Raw genomic sequence first — 16,390 nt, 5'->3', positions numbered from 1 at the left:
AGGGTTCCAGCAGGCGCGGCAGGTCGGCGGTGCAGACATCCCTGTCGAGGATCGGGGGCAGCAGGGTGTCCGTCGCGCAGAAGTCTCGAAGATCGTCCATGCCGGCCCCCGTCTTGCCTACAGGGTCAATCCTTCGGTTCGGACTTCGGTTCCCTGATTTTCCATGCCCCTGCTAGGTGCCGCCATGTACCATCCGCTTCGTGACAGATCAGTGACGGGCGGGCGTGAAACATGGAAAACCGCGCGATATCGTCCCGCGACAGCAGCCCGAGGTGGTGGCAGGCGTGGCGGAAAGAGGCGCCGTGGCCGACGTGGATCGTCACGCGCCCGGGCTGGCCAGAGGTTTCAAGGTGCGTGGCTACGCGGGCACCGGCCATCATCAGGCTTTCGGCGCCTTCCAGCGGCAGGCAGTAATCGCTGTCCGACTTCCAGCCCCGCGGGGGCGGGCGTGGCGCGGATCGGCGGCCAGCGCCTCTTCGATCCGGGCCACCGTCAGGTTCGCCGCGGACCCAAGGCCGCGTTCGGCCAGCGCCGAGGTTTCGCGCAGGTCCGCGATGTCGTGACCCTGCGCGCGCAGGGCGCCGATCAGCAGGTCCGCCGTCTGCCGGGCCCGCAATTGCCGCGAGCAAAAGGCCACGGGGGCGAGGCTGAGGCCGTGCTCGGCCAGCATCCGGGCCAGCAGCGCGGCGCCCTCGCGCGCCTGCGCCGCGCCATCCTCGGTCAGTGCCCGGGGCTGGCGCGCCGAGGGCACGCCCGCCCATTGGTGATAGGCGCCGTGGCGAAAGAAGGCGTGGTAGGTTCTAGCCATCGAACAGGGCCTTGCCAGCCGCCGCGATGGCGTCGAAGTCGATCCGCCCGGAGACCTCGCAGACCGTCACCCCCGACAGCGCCGCGACATAGGGCGCGGGGTCGGGGCTGTTGCCGTTCGGCTCGAACCGGCCATCGGCGTGCTGGTAGAAGGGGCCGGGGCTTTTCATGATCGCGCCCAGCAGGTCGGGGCGCTGGCCAAGCGTGACCGGCGTGACCTGCGTCGGGCGGTCGCTGTCATGCGACCAGTTCAGCACCCAGAAATCGGTCAGCGGCCCGTCAAGCCGCATCCGTCCCGGGCCGTAGACCTCGGGGACGATGAGGTCGTATTTCTCTTCCAGCGCCCAGAGATCGGCGGGCGGCGTGGCCCGAAGCGCGGCCTTGCGGGTCTCGGACAGCAGTCCCGACAGGCGCGGGTTGCCGAGGATCGTGCCGGGATTGATGCGCGGGTGCTTGGGAATGCCAAGGGCGCGGGCCGGGTCGCCGCCGCTGATCAGAACCCGGTCGTTGGACAGGAACCGCGTGCCGGGCAGGTCCATCATCCGCAGGATCGAGGTGGATTTGCCGCCCCCCGACAGGCCCGAGATCGCCAGTGTGCGCGTGCCATCCGTCACCGCCGCCGCATGGGCCAGCTGCCAGCCCTCGCGCAGGCAGCGGTTCAGGATCTGGGTGTTGATGAAGTTGATGACGGTGCTTTCGTGATCCTCCAGCGGTCCCAGCGCGATGGCCGGGCCCGGCGCCTGCACGAAGGTCACGCCGCTGCGGACCTTGCGGATCAGCCGCGCGCCCCGAGGGGCGCCGCCAAGGTCGCAGACCGCGTCCTTGCGCCCGCTCTTGCCGCCTTCGCGCTGCCAGTCGGTCCAGTCGGGGTCGCGTGGCAGGCTCTGGCCGTTCAGCAGGTGGACGGGATCGGCGCCGGGCGCGGCATCGCAGACGGTTTCCCCGAAATAGGCGATCAGGCGGCTGCGCAGCGGCTCGGGCGCATGCACCGCAAGCGAGACGGGACCGGCGCGCAGGCCGAAGGGCGCCGCGCCGGCGGCGTTCAGGTCAAGCGCCGCAAGGATATCGGAGAGGGTCATTTCGAGACCTCCGCCAGCACGTGATCGGCCACCAGCGCCGCCGCGTCGATGCCGCAGCCCTTCTGCGCGCCGGAATAGCCGCCGAAGGCCGAGACCTCGAAGACGATCGGGCCCTCGGGCGTCAGCGCGATATCGACGGTGGTGAAGGTCAGGCCAAAGGGCGCCTGCGCGCGGCGGCCCAGCTCGATCAGCTCGGGAGAGGGCTCGAAGGGCGCGTATTTGCCGCCCGAGTGGATCGTGGTGTTCCACGCGCCGGTCTGGCTGACCCGCGCGTAGGTGCAGACATAGTCGCCATTCAGGAAGACCATGCCCAGATCCTCGCCGGACAGGTCGGCCTTTTGCTGGACATACATCATCGGGTTGGCCGCCTTGAAGGCGGCGATCTGCGCCCCGGCATCGGGGGCCTCGGCCTCCAGCAGCACCATGCCGCGCGCCTTGGTGGAAAACAGCGGCTTGAACACCGCCGAGCCGAACTGCTCCAGCGCGTCACGCGCTGCGCCTTCGTCCTCGGTGACGATGGTCTTCGGCATCGGGATGCCCGCGTTGCGCAGGGTCACGGTGCAGGCGAGGCGATCCATCAGCCGGATGACGTTTTCGGCGGGCGAAAAGACCCGCACCCCGGCGGCCTCGGCCAGGCGCAGCATCTCCAGCCGGTCCAGCGCGTCGGGGCTGTAGGTCTCGGCCACCTTCTTCAGCACCAGCCCGTCCAGCTGGCACAGGTCCACGCCGTCACAGGTCAGCCGCCCGGCATCAAGGTCCAGCACGGCGGCGCCCATGTCGATCACCTGCCGGTGGCCGGTGCGGGCGGCAAAGGCATCGGCCAGGGTCTCGGTCGACCATTTTCCGGGGGTGCCGATGACCCCGATGCGTTTAGTCATGAAACAGGTCCTTCACGGGAAGCTTGAACCGCGCTTCGCGCCCCTCGGGCACGGCCAGCGCGATGTCCAGAATGTAGCGGGCACGCAGCAGCATCCGCCGGGCGTGGTCCTCGTCGACGACGAAACGGGTCGAACTGGCAAAGCTGCGCGCCAGCCCCAGCGCCAGCCGGTAAGAATAGGTGCTGTCCTTCTGCCGCCGCGCGAACTTGGCGGCCATCTCCTGCATGGCGGTGGCAACACCGGCGATCCGCGCCCGGGTGGCGGCGTCCAGCACCTGAAGGCGGTAGTTCGACACCATGAAGACCGACACGTCCTGCACGTAATCCATGTAGCGAGAGCGGTGCAGGTCGATGAAGCGGATCTTCCCGGCGACCGGATCGTAGATCACGTTGTCGAGGTTGAAATCCCCGTGGATGTAGACAGAGAAGGGCGCGGGCAACCCGGCCTCGCGCGCCGCTGCCCGTTCGATCAGCGTGGCAAGGCCCGGCACCATGGCGCCGTTGATCGACTGCGGCCCGGGCACCAGCCGGGGGTGCAGCCGCGTCACGTCCTTCATGCGCTTCGCCAGCTGGTCCATCGCGCCCATATGCGCCGGTTCCGGGGTCAGGGTGGTGCGCCAGATGTCGCGCACGGTCCTGTGCAGCGCCTTCTGTGCCCGCTCCAGGGCCGCATCGCTGCCGCCCAGTACGATATCCTCGAAGGTTTCGCCCTCAAGGTGTTCGATCAGCAGCGCGGCGGACTGGCCGTTCTTCTCGTAGGACAGGATCTCGGGCGCGAGGCCGGGATAGACCGAGTTCCAGCTTTTCACGCCGACGCGCTCTTCCTTGACCTTGCGCTTGTCGCCGTCCTTGAAGACCGCCGCCACAGAGCGCCCCTTGCGGTCGCGCATCTCGACCCCGGAAATCGCCGAGCCGGATCGGGTCTCGGCCAGCGGCTTCAGGCTGATGTCCTCGTCGCGGGACACGCCCGCCAGCACGCTGCGCAGGGTAAAGTAGCGCTCGAACTGCACGGTCTGGCCGATATTGATCGACAGGATCGCCTCCGAGATCGCCTCCAGCGCCTCGCCCATGCGGGTGACCTCGTTCAGCGCCAGAAGCGCATAGGCAAGGTCTTCGGTGTGCTTCGTCTCGGCCATGTCGCGGGTGTAGGTGCGAAATAGCTGGTCGTGGAACTGCGCGATCTCGCCCCGCGCCTGACCGATCTTGACCGCCAGCCTGCTGTCCTGCCCGTCCAGCGCGTCCTGTATGCGGGCCACCGTCTTGCGCACCAGCGTCAGCGGCGGCACGAAGGTCCCGGCGCGCAGCAGCTTCACCCGCTGGGCGCGTTCGGCCTGATCCACCGCGCGCCGCCCGAGGCGCGACAGCAGGTCGAGGTTGCGCGCCACGGTCTCGATGCCCTGAAGGCGCAGGCGCCGTGCCTCGTCCGTCTTCTTGCGCAGCATCGCCGCAAGGCAGGCCTTGCGCACCCGCCCGGCCAGATTGCTGGAATAGCCCGCGCGCTGCATGAGCTGCGCGGCCACGGCCCCCTGCGGCGCGCCGAAATAGGTGATCAGCCGCGACAGTTGCCCGTCCAACTCGGCCAGCAGAAGGGACATGTTCTCGGTGATGGGATCGGGAAGGGCAGCGGATCGGGGCACGGGCATGGCTCCTGAGGCGCGGGTGACAGGACCGGGCTTCTGTCGTAAGGAAACCCGGCGTGTTCCCGGGCCGTATGGCCCAACAGGCGGCGAATGCAAAGAGGCCAGTGTCAGGCAAACCGATGAAACCGACCCCCATCACCCTGACGCGGCAGGGATTGCTGCCCGACGACCTGCGCGTGGCGCGGGCCGAAAGCGCGCCGCATCTCGGGCCGCGCATCCTGTTCTTCAGCGGCGGCAGCGCGCTGAACGGCATCGCGCGGCGGCTGAAACGCTACAGCTACAACACGATGCACCTGATCACGCCCTTCGACAGCGGCGGCAGTTCGCAGCAGCTGCGGCTGGCCTTCGACATGCCCGCCGTGGGCGACCTGCGGTCGCGGCTGATGGCGCTGGCGGATGAAAGCGTGCTTGGCCAGCCCGACGTCTATGCGCTGTTCAGCCACCGGCTGCCGGGCGATGCGCCGCCCCGCGCCCTGCGCGACACGGTCGACGAGCTGAGGCGCGGCAAGCATCCGCTGATGTCCGCCATTGCCCGCCCGATGCGCCAGCTGATCCGCACCCAGCTTGACTGTTTCGCCGAGGCGGTGCCGGAGGGGTTCGACTATTGCAGGGCCAGCATCGGCAACCTGATCCTTGCCGGGGGCTATCTGGGCCACGGGCGCGCTCTGGAGCCGGTGCTGTTCATGATGTCCAAGATGGTCGACGTGCGCGGCACGGTGCGCGCCATCGTCGACGAGAACCTGCACCTTGGCGTGACGCTGGTGGACGGGCGGCGCGTGCTGGGCCAGCGCGCCCTGACCGGCAAGGAGGTCGCGCCGCTGGATGCGGCCATCGCCAGTGTCTTTCTCTTCGCGGATCCGAAGACGGGCGCCCCGGTCGAGGTCGCCCTGCCGAAGCGCAACCGCCGCCTGATCGAGCAGGCAGAGGTGATCTGCTACCCGCCCGGCAGCCTCTATTCCTCGGTCATCGCCAACCTGCTGCCCGCAGGTGTCGGGCGGGCCGTGGCGCGGCAGCCGGTGCCCAAGGTCTACCTGCCCAGCCTCGGCCCCGATCCCGAAGCCCGCGACCTGACGCTGGCGGATCAGGTGCAGGCGATCCTTGCCCCCTTGCAGCGCGACGCCGGGCCGGATGTCGAGACAGGCAGGCTGCTGACCCATGTCCTGTGCGACCTGTCCGTGCCGCAGGCCGAGTGCGACGCGGTGACCCGGCGCCACGGCATCCCCTGCCTGCGCCTGCCGATGAAAGACCCCGTACCGCGATATCTATGACGTCGAGACGGTCTCGCGCGTGCTTGTTTCGCTGAACTGACCGGGCGCGCCATGGGCCGGGTTGCGGGCCGGTTCGATGCGTGATGTAATGACGTCATTATTTCAAGATCGAAACGACGTCGGATAAGTGCATGGCGAAGAACAAGAAGGATGACGGCGGGGATCGCAAGAACACCTCGCTGCGGCTGCGGGCCAAGACGCTCAAGGCCCTGAAGATCCGCGCCATCGAGCAGGACACCAGCGTCCAGAAGATCATCGAGCAACTGGTCGAGGACTACCTCGACAGGCCGCGCAAGTAAGCCGACGCCAAGGCGATTCCCGCAGAAGAGACCCCATGCCCCCCGGTTCCTCCCTTTACACCCTGCCGCCTGCGGCGGTTGCCGTGCTTCTGTCAGAGCCGCTGGGCAAGCTGCGCCCGCTTCGGCAGGACGATGACCCGCAGGGGTTCACGCTGCTGGACACCTTCGACCATGCGGTGGCCCGTCGCCACCTCGCGCTGGTCGAGACCGCCGAGGTGCTTCACCTGTTCTGCGCGGACGGCCAGTGGCTGACGCAATCCCCGGCGCGGCGCGGCAGCTTTGTCACCGACCTGCAGGACGGTCCGGTGCGGGCCGCGCTTCAGGCCATGGCGATCCGCCGCAGCCTGCAACCGCTGTGCGGGGGCACCGCATGGCGCGGCACGGCGGCTTTTGTCGACGACGAGGGCAAGACCCATGTCCGCCTGCGTCTGCTGACGCTGGAAACCGGGGACGGGGCGCTGACCCTGCTGACGCTTTCGGGGTTGCGCGGCTACGACAAGGCGCTGGACCGGCTGCGCGCCCGCATCGCGGCGCTTGGCGGCACGGCGCCGGGGGCGCTTTGCCCGGTGCTGGCGCCGGAGGCCGTGGCATATGTCTCGCGCCCCGAGGTGACGATCGCGCCCACCGACCGTGCCTTCGACACCGCGACCGATATCATCGCCGCGCACCTGCCGCTGGCGCGCCGGAACGAACAGGGCGCGCTGGAGGACATCGACACCGAGTTCCTCAAGCACTACCGCATCGCCCTGCGCAAAATCCGCTCTGTCCTGAGCCTGTTCAAGGGCGTCTACGACGAAGGCCAGACCGCCCACCTGAAGGCGCGCTTCGCGGCGCTGATGGCCGCGACGGGCCGCCTGCGCGATCTGGACGTCTACCTGCAGGACCGGCAGTCCTTCTACGACAAGGTGCCCGTGGACCTGCACGGCGGGCTGGACCGGATGTTCCAGCTCTTTGCCGCGGAGCGCAGGCGCGAGCTGGCGCGGCTGCGCCGGCACCTGCGCAGCCGCGCCTACGCGACAGAAATCGCCCGCCTGGAAAAGCTGTTCCGCAAGCGCAAGCCGCTGCAGAAGGGGCCGAAGGCGGGCACGCCCGTGGGGGACTACGCCGCCCGACTAATCTGGAAACGCTACCGCAGGATCTGCACCATCGCCGCCGGGATCACCGACCTGACGCCCGACGACGATGTTCACGCGCTGCGCATCCAGTGCAAGAAACTGCGCTACCTCATGGAGTTCTTCACCCCGCTTTACGGCGCAGAGCAGTTAAAGCCGCTGATCAAGGCGCTGAAGAAGCTGCAGGCGACGCTGGGCGCATTCAATGACTGCTCGGTCCAGCAGGACAGCCTTCGGGCCTTCGTCGCGTCGCTGGACCCCGAGACCCCCGAAGCCATGGGGGTCGCGCAATCGGTCGGCGCACTGGTCACCGTGCTGCACCGCCAGCAACTGGAGGAACGCGCCCGCGTCTCCGACCGCTTTGCCCGGTTCAACAGCCCGGCGGTGCAGGCGCAGTTCGAAACCCTGTTCCACGCGGCCCGGAAGGGAGACAAAAGATGCTGATCCTGTCATGTTATTCCAACAAGGGCGGCGTCGGTAAGACCGCGACCGCCGTCAATCTGGCCCATGCGCTGGCGCTGGCCGGGCAGCGCACCCTGCTGTGCGATCTCGACCCGCAGGGCGCCTCGGGCTTCTGTTTCCGGGTGAAACCCTCGAAGAAGCTGACCGAGGCCCGCTTCTTCGAGGATGTGCAGCGCTTTACCAAGGCGATCCGGGGCAGCGACTACGAGAACCTCGACATCCTGCCCGCCAATATGACCTTCCGCGATTTCGACGTCTTCCTCGCCCGGATGCGCAACACGCGCTCGCGGCTGAAGAAGGCGCTGAAGGCGGTGAAGGGCGATTACGACGTGGTCCTGCTGGACTGCCCGCCCAATATCTCGACCCTGTCCGAGAACGTGTTCCGCGCCTCGGACGCCATCGTGGTGCCGGTGATCCCGACCACCCTCTCACAGCGCACCTTCGAGCAGCTGGAGGCCTTCTTTCGCGACCACGACCTGCCGCTGTCGAAGCTGCACGGCTTCTTCTCGATGGTGCAGGGCGTGAAATCCCTGCATGGCGACACGATCACGGAGATGTCCAAGGCCCACAAGAAGCGCATCCTGAAGACGCAGATTCCGTTTTCCTCGGATATCGAGCGCATGGGGGTGCACCGCGCGCCGGTGACCGCAACGGCCCCGCGCAGCGCCGCCGCCCAGGCCTACAGCGCCCTGCACAGGGAACTGGTGGCCCGGCTCGGGTGAGGGCGACCGCCTGCCCCGGTGGGCTGCACCGCCACCCGGGGCCAAGGGTCTCTGCGCCGGACCGGGTGGTCTTCGGGTAAGGGGCCGCGCCGGTCCGGCAGGGCAGCGCATGCATTGGACAGATGCGCGGGGGGCGGCGGGTCGAACCGCCGAAGGTCAGGCGCCGGATCGGCATCGCCCGATGCCGGGGGTGGCCCCTTCCGGTCGGCCCGTCCCCGTGTTCAGGCGGGGGCCGTCACGCCGGGTGGTTGTCCCGGGCGGCCATGCGCCGGGCCATCTCGACCATGCGGGCCGAAAATCCCCATTCGTTGTCGTACCAGCCCAGCACGCGCAGCTGGCGGGCGCCGGTCGCCATGGTTTCCGGCAAGGCCAGCACCAGCGATTCGGGCCGGGCGCGAAAGTCGGTGGACACGCAGGGATCGTCGCAGAGCCCGACCAGGGGCGACCCCGCGAAGGCCTCGCGCAGGAAGTCCGTCGCCGGTTCGTCGATGTCCTCGCAGGTGTGGATCACCGCGTCGATGGCCGAGACCGAGATGCTGGGCACCCGCACGGCGGCGATGCTGAGGCGGCCCTGAAGGTCGGGCAGCACGCCGATCACCTGCCCGGCGGCGCTGGTGGTGGTGGGGATCATCGACACGGCTGCGGCGCGTGACCGTTCGGGCGACGGCCCGGGTGCATCCACCGTCGGCTGGCTGCCGGTGTAGCAGTGGATCGTCGTCACATGGGCGCGCTCGATGCCCAGCCCAAGGTCCAGCGCCCGCAGCAGCGGCGCGATGGCATTGGTGGTGCAGGATGCATTGGACACGATGCGCGCATCGCGCAGGTCCTGCTCGTTCGCGCCCAGCACCACGGTCACATCGGCGGCGGGCGAGGGGCCGGAGATCAGCACCGCCCCGGCGCCCGCCTGCAACCCGGCCTCCGCGATCTCGCGGCTTTGCGCGCGCCCGGTGCATTCCAGCACCACGTCGACGCCGGTCAGATCCAGCGCCCGCAGGTCGCGCTCCTGCGTGAAGGGGATGCGGGTGCCCTGCGTTTCCAGCCAGCCCGGGCCATGGGTGACGGGGGCCGGAAATGGGCCATAGACGCTGTCGTAGCGCAAGAGGTAGGCGCAGGTGTCCAGCGCGGCGATATCGTTGATGCCGACCACCTCAAGGTCAGTTCCGCCCCGGGCGATCTGGCGGAACAGGGTGCGGCCAATGCGGCACGAATCCATTGAGGAAGACGCGGACGGGGCGGGTCATGGCGGGCCTTTCCGGTTTGGGCAACATGCGGGCAGGGTCGACATCAGGGCACTCGGAACAGGGACCGCGACTCATGCGCCGCGGCCCCCGTGCAGTCATGACAGGCTTGTGTGGCGGTTAGAAGTCCACCTCGATGGCAACGCCCTTTTCCACCGCAAGGTCGACGACAGAGGCGGCGACGGCAAGATCCTGAAGCCCGACCCCGGTGCCGTCGAACAGCGTGATCTCTTCCGCCGATTGCCGCCCCGGATGGGTGCCGTTGATCACCGCGCCAAGCTGGGCGATGTCCCCGGGCTTCAGCGTGCCGTCGGCCACCGCGTGCTGCGCCTCGCCGATGCTGACGGACTGCGCGACCTCGTCGGTGAAGACGGTGGCGTGGGTCAGCAGCGCGGCCTCGACCTCTTGCTTGCCCTTGGTGTCGGTGCCCATGCAGGCGATATGCGTGCCGGGGCTGACGTGCTCGGCCAGCAGAGAGGGCGCAAAGGCCGAGGTGATGGTGATGATCACATCCGCCTGCGCCATGCCGGGCAGCTCGACCGCCTCGAAGGGCACGTCCGCCTCCTGCGCGACCTTTTCGAGGTTGGGCAGCATCTCGGGGTGCAGGTTCCAGTGCCACGACCTTCTCGAAGGGGCGCTGCTCCAGCGCGGCGCGCAGCTGGAAGGTCGCCTGATGGCCCGCGCCGATCATGCCCAGAACCTTGGCCTCCTCGCGCGCCAGATGCCGGATCGAGACCGACGAGGCGGCGGCGGTCCGGAGCGCGGTCAGAAGGTTGCCGCCGACCATGGCGCGGGCCTTTCCGGTATCCGGGTCGAACAGGAAGACCGTGGACTGGTGATTGATTTCCTTGCGCTTTTCAAGGTTGTGGGGCCAGTAGCCGCCCGCCTTCAGGCCCAGCGTCAGGCCCGCGCGGTCAAAGCCGCCCTTGAAGCCGTAAAGCGCATCCTCGTGCCCGATCGCCTCGCGCACCACGGGGAAGTTGTAGGCGTCGCCAGAGGCCATGGCGGCAAAGACGCTCTCGACGGCGGCAAAGGCCGCCTCGCGGGTCATCAGGTCGGCAATCTCGCGTTCGGGCACGATCAGCATGGGGGTATCCTTTGCGTTGGGGGTCGGGGCCGCCGCTTGGCGCGGCCCCGGTGTCGTTTGCTGCGACGGCGCGCGGCCGTCGGTGGCGCGGTTGCAAGGCAGGCCGCCCAGCACCGGGCCGCCCGCCCATGCGCCGCCGTTCAGGCAGGCCCCGGACGGTGGCGATGAGCCATGTTCGCGGCCCGCCGATCACCGGCGCAGGGACCGGGGCGGCCAGCGCCGGACGGCGAACCGAAGCGACAGGCAGCCCGGCGCGGTTGCCGGGCCTGACCCCTGTCTTGTCCGGGGTCACGGGATCCGGCGCCCTATGGCTCCCCGGACCGGCGGCAGAACCGGCGCCCTGCGTGATATCGGTCATTGCCCTTTTCCCTTTCAGACAGGGGCCCGTTCCGGTTTTCCGACGGTCCTTTCGCGCAGCTGTCCGCCACCGCCCTGAGGGCATGGGGAACAGGCGGATTCCCGGCCCATCGCGGACCGGGAGCCGCCCGTCACGAAGGGTCAGTAGGCCTTGCCGCGGGCCGAGACCGGCCAGACGGTTTCGACCTTGCCGTTCCGCACGCCGACGTACCAGTCATGCACGTTGGCGGTCGGGTCGCAGTGGCCGGGGACGAGGCGAAGCTTGTCGCCGACCTTCAGCGCGCCCTTGGGGTCGCTGATCACGCCGTGCTCGTCCGAGCACTTGATGTATTCCACGTCGTCGCGCCCGAAGATGAAGGGCAACCCGCTGTCCACCGACTGCGCCTTCAGGCCCGCGTCGCAGATCGCCTTGTCGGCCTTGGCGTGGGACATGACGGAGGTGAGGATGAAAAACGCGTTCTCCCACTCGCCCGCGTCGATGCGCTTGCCGTCTTCGTCGAGGATGCGGTCGTAATCCGCGTCCATGAAGGCGTAGCTGCCGCACTGAAGCTCGTTGTACAGGCCCGAGTTCGACTCGAAGTAGTAAGAGCCGGTGCCGCCGCCGGACACGAGGCCGGTCTCGATCCCCAGCGCCTTCAGCGCCGCGACCGCGTCGCCGACCTGCGCCACGGCGGCGTCGATCTTGGCCTTGCGGTCTGCGTAGCTGTCCATGTGCTGCATGGCGCCCTGATAGGCCTGAATGCCCTTGTAGGTCAGGTTGGGCGCGGCCTCGACGGCCTTGACGATCTCGACCACCGCCTCGGTGGTGGTGACGCCGCAGCGGCCCGCGCCGCAGTCGATCTCGACGAAGATGCCCAGCTCGGTGCCGTGCTTCTGCGCCGCCTCGGAGAGTTCGGCGATGTTGGCCACGTCATCGACGCAGACGGTGATCTGCGCGCCGTGCTTGGGCAGCCCGGCCAGACGGTCGATCTTGGCCGGGTCGCGGACCTGGTTGGAGACCAGCACATCCTTGATGCCGCCGCGCACGAAGACCTCGGCCTCGGACACCTTCTGGCAGCAGACGCCCGCCGCGCCGCCCAGTTCCATCTGAAGCTTCAGCACGTCGACGGATTTGTGCATCTTGCCGTGGGCGCGGTGGCGCATCCCGTGCGCCTTGGCGTAATCGCCCATCTTCTTCACGTTGCGCTCCAGCGCGTCGAGGTCGAGGACCAGCGCGGGGGTCTGGATGTCGGCGGCGTCCATGCCGGGCTTGGCGGGGATGTCGAAACCGACTTCGTAAGCGTCGAGGTTGGTCATGTCTTTCATCTCGTGTTCCTTTTCGGGGTCAGCCGGGCAGAGGCCCGACCTGCGGCGTTTCACTGTGGCTCAGACCATCCAGGGCAGGCGGTCGAGGTCGACGTTGCCGCCGGTGAGGACGAGGCCCACGCGCTTGCCGCGGAAGGCCTCGGGGTTCTTCAGGACGCAGGCCATGGGCACCGCCGAAGAGGGCTCCATCACCACGCGCAGGTGCTTCCAGACCAGCTTCATCGCGTCGACGATCTCTGTCTCCGAGGCGGTGTAGATCTCGGTCACGTGGTTCGACACGAAGTGCCAGGTCAGGTCCTTCAGCGGCACCAGCAGCCCGTCCGCGATGGTCTTGGGCGCGTCGTCGGCGATGATGTGACCGGCCTTGAAGCTGCGGTAGGCGTCATCCGCCTGTTCCGGCTCTGCCGCGATCACCTGGCATTCCGGCGCCAGCGTCGACAGCGTCAGGCAGGTGCCCGAGATCATGCCACCGCCGCCGATGGGGGCCACCACCATGTCGAGACCGTCGGTCTGCTCCATGAACTCCTTCGAACAGGTGCCCTGCCCGGCGATCACGCGCGGGTCGTTGTAGGGGTGGACGAAGTCGCCCCCCGTCGCGGCCTGAACCTCGGCAAATGTGGCCTCGCGACTGCTGGTCGAGGGCTCGCATTCGGTGATCTGCCCGCCGTAGCGGCGCACCGTGTCCTTCTTGGCCTGCGGCGCGGTGCGCGGCATCACGACGTTGCAGGGGATGCCCCGCCGCATCGCCGCATAGCTGAGGCAAGAGGCATGGTTGCCCGAGCTGTGGGTCGCCACGCCCTTGGCCGCCTGTGCGTCGTCCAGACCGAAGACCGCGTTGCAGGCGCCGCGGACCTTGAAGGCCCCCGGCTCCTGAAAGTTCTCGCACTTGAAGAACAGCTCGGCACCGGCCCGCTCGTTCAGATAGGCCGAGGTGCGCACCTCTGTCCGGCGGATATGCGGCTTGATGCGCTCATGCGCGGCCAGCATGTCCTCGTAGGTGGGGATGATCATGGCGTGATCCTTCATGCCGCGGCCTGCAAAGCGGTGCGGTTGGCGCGGTAGTAGTCCTGCGCCGCCGCGACGCCCGACCCCAGCGTGATGTTCAGGCCCAGATCGGCCATGACCATCTCTGCGGTGGCGATGCCGGACAGGGCCATCACGTCGGTCAGCGAGCCAAGGTGCCCGATGCGGAAGACCTTGCCCGCGACCTCGCCCAGCCCGGTGCCGAAGGCGACGCCATAGGCGCTTGCCGCATGCTCGACAATCCGGGTCGCGTCAAAGCCCTCGGGCGTGCGGATCGCGCTGACGGTGTCCGAGTAGACCTCCGGCGAGGCGGCGCAAAGCTCCAGCCCCCAGGCCTTGACGGCGGCGCGCACGCCTTCCGCGATGCGGTGGTGGCGGGCAAAGACGTTGTCCAGCCCCTCGGACAGCAGCATCCCGCAGGCCTCGTTCAGCCCGTTCAGCAGGCCGACGGCGGGGGTGTAGGGATAGGCGTTGTTGGCATAGCCCTTGGCCATGTCCGCCACGTCGAAGAAGGTGCGCGGCAGGGTCGCGGTCCTGGTCGCCGCCATCGCCTTGGGCGAAAAGCCGGTGATCGCCAGACCCGGCGGCAGCATGAAGCCCTTCTGCGAACCGGTGACGGCAACGTCCACGCCCCATTCGTCGAAGCGGAAGTCCATCGAGGCGATGGAGCTGACGCCATCCACGAACAGCAGCGCCGGGTGACCGGCGGCGTCCAGCGCGCGGCGGACGGCGGCGATGTCGGACTTCACGCCGGTCGCGGTCTCGTTATGCGTGGCCAGAACCGCCTTGATCCGGTGGCCGGTGTCGGCGGTCAGGATTTCCTCGTAGCGGTCGGCGGGCAGGCCCCGGCCCCGGGGGGTTTCGACGATCTCGACGTCCAGCCCGTGGCGTTGGCACATGTCGATCCAGCGATGGCTGAACATGCCGTTGCGCGCGGCCAGCACGGTGTCGCCCGCCGACAGGCAGTTCGACAGCGCGGTTTCCCAACCGCCGGTGCCGGTCGAGGGGAAGATGAAGACCTCGGCGCTTTCGCTTTTCAGAACCTTGCGCACGCCCTCGCGCGCCGGGTGCAGGATCTGACCGAACAGCGGCGAGCGGTGGTCGATCGTCGGCATGTCGCAGGCCTTGCGCAGCCGCTCGGGGATATTGGTCGGGCCGGGAATGAAAACCGGGTTCTGAAAGCTCATGGCGTGTCTCCCTTCGTCATGATGGGCACCATAGGCGTGGCCCCCGCGCTGGGATACTTTTTTGAATGCGTTTTTCATTTTGAAAGGGTGCAGGGAAAGTTGATTATTTACAGAGCATTACATTTTTCATATCGTGAATGTGCATTTCATGAAAAACGAAAGGCATCTCATGGATTCGCAAGATAATGGCCCGCGCGGCAGCCGCAAGGCCCGGGGCCGCCCGCGCGACTGGGCGGACAAGACCGCCCAGAACACCATCAAGTCGCTGGATCGCGCCATGGAGGTCTTCGAATTCCTCAGCGAGCGGCAGGGCATGGCGCTCAGCACGATCTCGGACGAGATGGACCAGTCGCCCTCGACGGTCTACCGCGTGCTGGTCACGCTGGAGGGGCGCGGGCTGGTGGAATTCGACGCCGAGGAACAGCTTTGGCACATCGGCGCGCGGGCCTTCACCATCGGCGCGCGCTTCCTGCGGCGCACCAGCCTTGTCGACCGCGCCCGCCCGGTGATGCGCAGGCTGATGGAGGCGACCGGCGAGACCGCCAACCTTGGCGTCGAGAAGGAGGGGCAGGTGCTGTTCCTCAGCCAGGTCGAGACCCATGCCAATATCCGCGCCTTCTTTCCGCCCGGCACGCTTTCGGCGATGCATGCCTCGGGGATCGGCAAGGCGCTTCTGGCGCAGATGGACGAGGGCAGGCTGATGCGGCGGCTCGACGGCGGGCTGGAGGCCTTTACCCCCCATACCGTGACCGACCGCGCGGCACTGCTGGAGGATCTCGCCCGCATCCGGGCGCGCGGTTACTCCATCGACGACGAGGAACGCAACCTCGGGGATGCGCTGCATCGCGGCCCCGGTCTTCGACGCGGCGGGCGAGGCGCTGGCGGGCATCTCGGTGTCGGGCCCGACAAGCCGGGTCACACAAGACGAACTGAACAGATTGAGCCGCCCCGTGATCGAGGCGGCCCGGACCCTGACAGAGGCCATCGGAGGGCAGGTTACTCCGCGGCCTTGAGCCTTTGCCCGCGCGGCTGCGCCGGGGCACCGGGGCGCAGGCTCATGTGGCGGTTGACGTCCTTGTAAAGCAGGTAGCGGAACGGCCCCGGGCCGCCCGCATAGCAGGCCTGCGGGCAGAAGGCGCGCAGCCACATGAAATCGCCGGCCTCGACCTCGACCCAGTCGTTGTTCAGCTTGTAGACCGCCTTGCCCTCGAGCACGTAAAGCCCGTGCTCCATGACATGGGTTTCCAGAAAGGGGATCACGCCGCCGGGTTGCAGGGTGACGATGGTCACATGCATGTCGTGGCGCAGGTCGGCGGGATCGGCGAAACGCGTCGTGGCCCATGCGCCTTTGGTGTCGGGCATCGGCGTCGGCGCGATGTCGGCCTCGTTCAGGATCAGCACGTCCGGCTCCGAAAGGCCCGGGGCCGGTTCCCAGATCTTGCGCACCCAGTGGAACCGCAGCACGTCCGAGCCGCGGTTGTGCAGCCGCCAGTCGGCGCTGGGCGGCAGGTAGGCATAGCCCCCGGGCGTCAGCACATGGGTCTCGCCGTTCACGTCCAGCGTGGCCTCGCCCTCGACCACGAAGAGCACGCCCTGCGCGCCCTCTTCGGTCTCGGGCATGTCGGACCCGCCGCCGGGCTGGACCTCCATGATGTACTGGCTGAAGGTCTCGGCGAAGCCCGACATCGGGCGGGCGATCACCCAAAGCCGCGTGTCGGTCCAGCCGGGCAGGAAGCTGGTGACGATGTCGCGCATCGTGCCCTTGGGGATCACCGCATAGGCCTCTGTAAAGATGGCGCGGTCGGTCAGAAGCTGGTCCTGCCCGGGCAGGCCACCGGTCGGGGCGTAATACTTGGGCGACATCTCGGGTCTCCGTCAAAGCCGTGTTCGACCGAGTATGCGCCGCGCTCATTTCCCATGAAAGCCG

At 68.2% G+C, this 16,390-nt stretch carries 14 protein-coding genes and 2 pseudogenes; 5 read left to right on the top strand and 11 right to left on the bottom strand.

The features are described from left to right. Positions 1–125: 125 nt before the first annotated feature. From ABFB10_RS09145 to ABFB10_RS09125, 5 genes are read right to left on the bottom strand one after another with little or no spacing between them, the layout of a single operon-like run. Positions 126–380: a hypothetical protein gene (locus tag ABFB10_RS09145; RefSeq protein ID WP_347166278.1), complete on the bottom strand. Its 255-nt coding sequence runs from the start codon at positions 378–380 to the stop codon at positions 126–128. Next, complete coding sequence (locus tag ABFB10_RS09140) at positions 380–808, bottom strand: phosphoglycerate mutase family protein (protein WP_347166277.1); 429 nt, start codon at positions 806–808, stop codon at positions 380–382. Before ABFB10_RS09140 ends, ABFB10_RS09145 begins: the two co-directional genes overlap by 1 nt. Further along, the gene (locus ABFB10_RS09135) at positions 801–1,886 is read right to left on the bottom strand and encodes an HprK-related kinase B (RefSeq protein ID WP_347166276.1); all 1,086 of its coding nucleotides are present in this window, start codon (positions 1,884–1,886) and stop codon (positions 801–803) included. Before ABFB10_RS09135 ends, ABFB10_RS09140 begins: the two co-directional genes overlap by 8 nt. Further along, entirely contained in the window at positions 1,883–2,764 is an 882-nt protein-coding gene (locus tag ABFB10_RS09130; protein ID WP_347166275.1) for a GAK system ATP-grasp enzyme, read from the bottom strand. The genes ABFB10_RS09135 and ABFB10_RS09130 overlap by 4 nt, the downstream gene beginning before the upstream one ends. Next, entirely contained in the window at positions 2,757–4,400 is a 1,644-nt protein-coding gene (locus ABFB10_RS09125; protein ID WP_347166274.1) for an aminoglycoside phosphotransferase family protein, read from the bottom strand. The genes ABFB10_RS09130 and ABFB10_RS09125 overlap by 8 nt, the downstream gene beginning before the upstream one ends. Positions 4,401–4,522: 122 nt before the next feature. Between ABFB10_RS09125 and ABFB10_RS09120 the strand changes: the two genes are divergently transcribed. From ABFB10_RS09120 to ABFB10_RS09105, 4 genes are all read left to right on the top strand, one after another. Beyond that, complete coding sequence (locus ABFB10_RS09120) at positions 4,523–5,671, top strand: GAK system CofD-like protein (RefSeq protein ID WP_347166273.1); 1,149 nt, start codon at positions 4,523–4,525, stop codon at positions 5,669–5,671. 131 nt (positions 5,672–5,802) lie between these two features. After that, entirely contained in the window at positions 5,803–5,970 is a 168-nt protein-coding gene (locus ABFB10_RS09115; RefSeq protein WP_023848834.1) for a ribbon-helix-helix protein, CopG family, read from the top strand. Between the two features lie 35 nt (positions 5,971–6,005). Further along, a complete protein-coding gene (locus ABFB10_RS09110; protein ID WP_347166272.1) occupies positions 6,006–7,526 on the top strand; it encodes a CHAD domain-containing protein in 1,521 nt (506 codons plus the stop codon). Then, complete coding sequence (locus tag ABFB10_RS09105) at positions 7,520–8,266, top strand: ParA family protein (RefSeq protein WP_347166271.1); 747 nt, start codon at positions 7,520–7,522, stop codon at positions 8,264–8,266. Before ABFB10_RS09110 ends, ABFB10_RS09105 begins: the two co-directional genes overlap by 7 nt. 235 nt (positions 8,267–8,501) lie before the next feature. On the opposite strand, the gene ABFB10_RS09100 is transcribed toward ABFB10_RS09105, so the two are convergent. The 5 genes and pseudogenes from ABFB10_RS09100 to bhcA form a co-directional block, all read right to left on the bottom strand. Continuing rightward, positions 8,502–9,479, bottom strand: coding sequence for a type I glyceraldehyde-3-phosphate dehydrogenase (locus ABFB10_RS09100; protein WP_347166270.1), 978 nt, complete (start codon positions 9,477–9,479; stop codon positions 8,502–8,504). 145 nt (positions 9,480–9,624) lie between these two features. Then, positions 9,625–10,591 (bottom strand): annotated as a pseudogene (bhcD, locus tag ABFB10_RS09095) (iminosuccinate reductase BhcD). Between the two features lie 498 nt (positions 10,592–11,089). After that, positions 11,090–12,253, bottom strand: a complete 1,164-nt coding sequence (gene bhcC / locus ABFB10_RS09090) for a 3-hydroxy-D-aspartate aldolase BhcC (RefSeq protein WP_347166269.1) — start codon at positions 12,251–12,253, stop codon at positions 11,090–11,092. Positions 12,254–12,313: 60 nt separating this feature from the next. After that, complete coding sequence (bhcB, locus tag ABFB10_RS09085; RefSeq protein WP_347166268.1) at positions 12,314–13,279, bottom strand: beta-hydroxyaspartate dehydratase BhcB; 966 nt, start codon at positions 13,277–13,279, stop codon at positions 12,314–12,316. After that, positions 13,276–14,463, bottom strand: a complete 1,188-nt coding sequence (bhcA, locus tag ABFB10_RS09080; RefSeq protein ID WP_347166267.1) for an L-aspartate--glyoxylate aminotransferase BhcA — start codon at positions 14,461–14,463, stop codon at positions 13,276–13,278. Before bhcA ends, bhcB begins: the two co-directional genes overlap by 4 nt. 169 nt (positions 14,464–14,632) lie before the next feature. Between bhcA and bhcR the strand changes: the two are divergent. After that, positions 14,633–15,476, top strand: a pseudogene (bhcR, locus tag ABFB10_RS09075) (HTH-type transcriptional regulator BhcR). On the opposite strand, the gene ABFB10_RS09070 reads toward bhcR, so the two are convergent. Then, positions 15,460–16,326 (bottom strand): bifunctional allantoicase/(S)-ureidoglycine aminohydrolase, encoded by an 867-nt coding sequence (locus tag ABFB10_RS09070; protein WP_347166266.1) that lies wholly within the window; start codon positions 16,324–16,326, stop codon positions 15,460–15,462. The pseudogene bhcR and the gene ABFB10_RS09070 overlap by 17 nt on opposite strands. Between the last annotated feature and the right edge of the window lie 64 nt (positions 16,327–16,390).

Source organism: Ponticoccus litoralis (assembly GCF_039769985.1).
In the GTDB taxonomy this organism is placed as follows: Bacteria; Pseudomonadota; Alphaproteobacteria; order Rhodobacterales; family Rhodobacteraceae; genus Ponticoccus; species Ponticoccus litoralis.
This window is presented reverse-complemented; position numbering and strand designations above follow the sequence as displayed.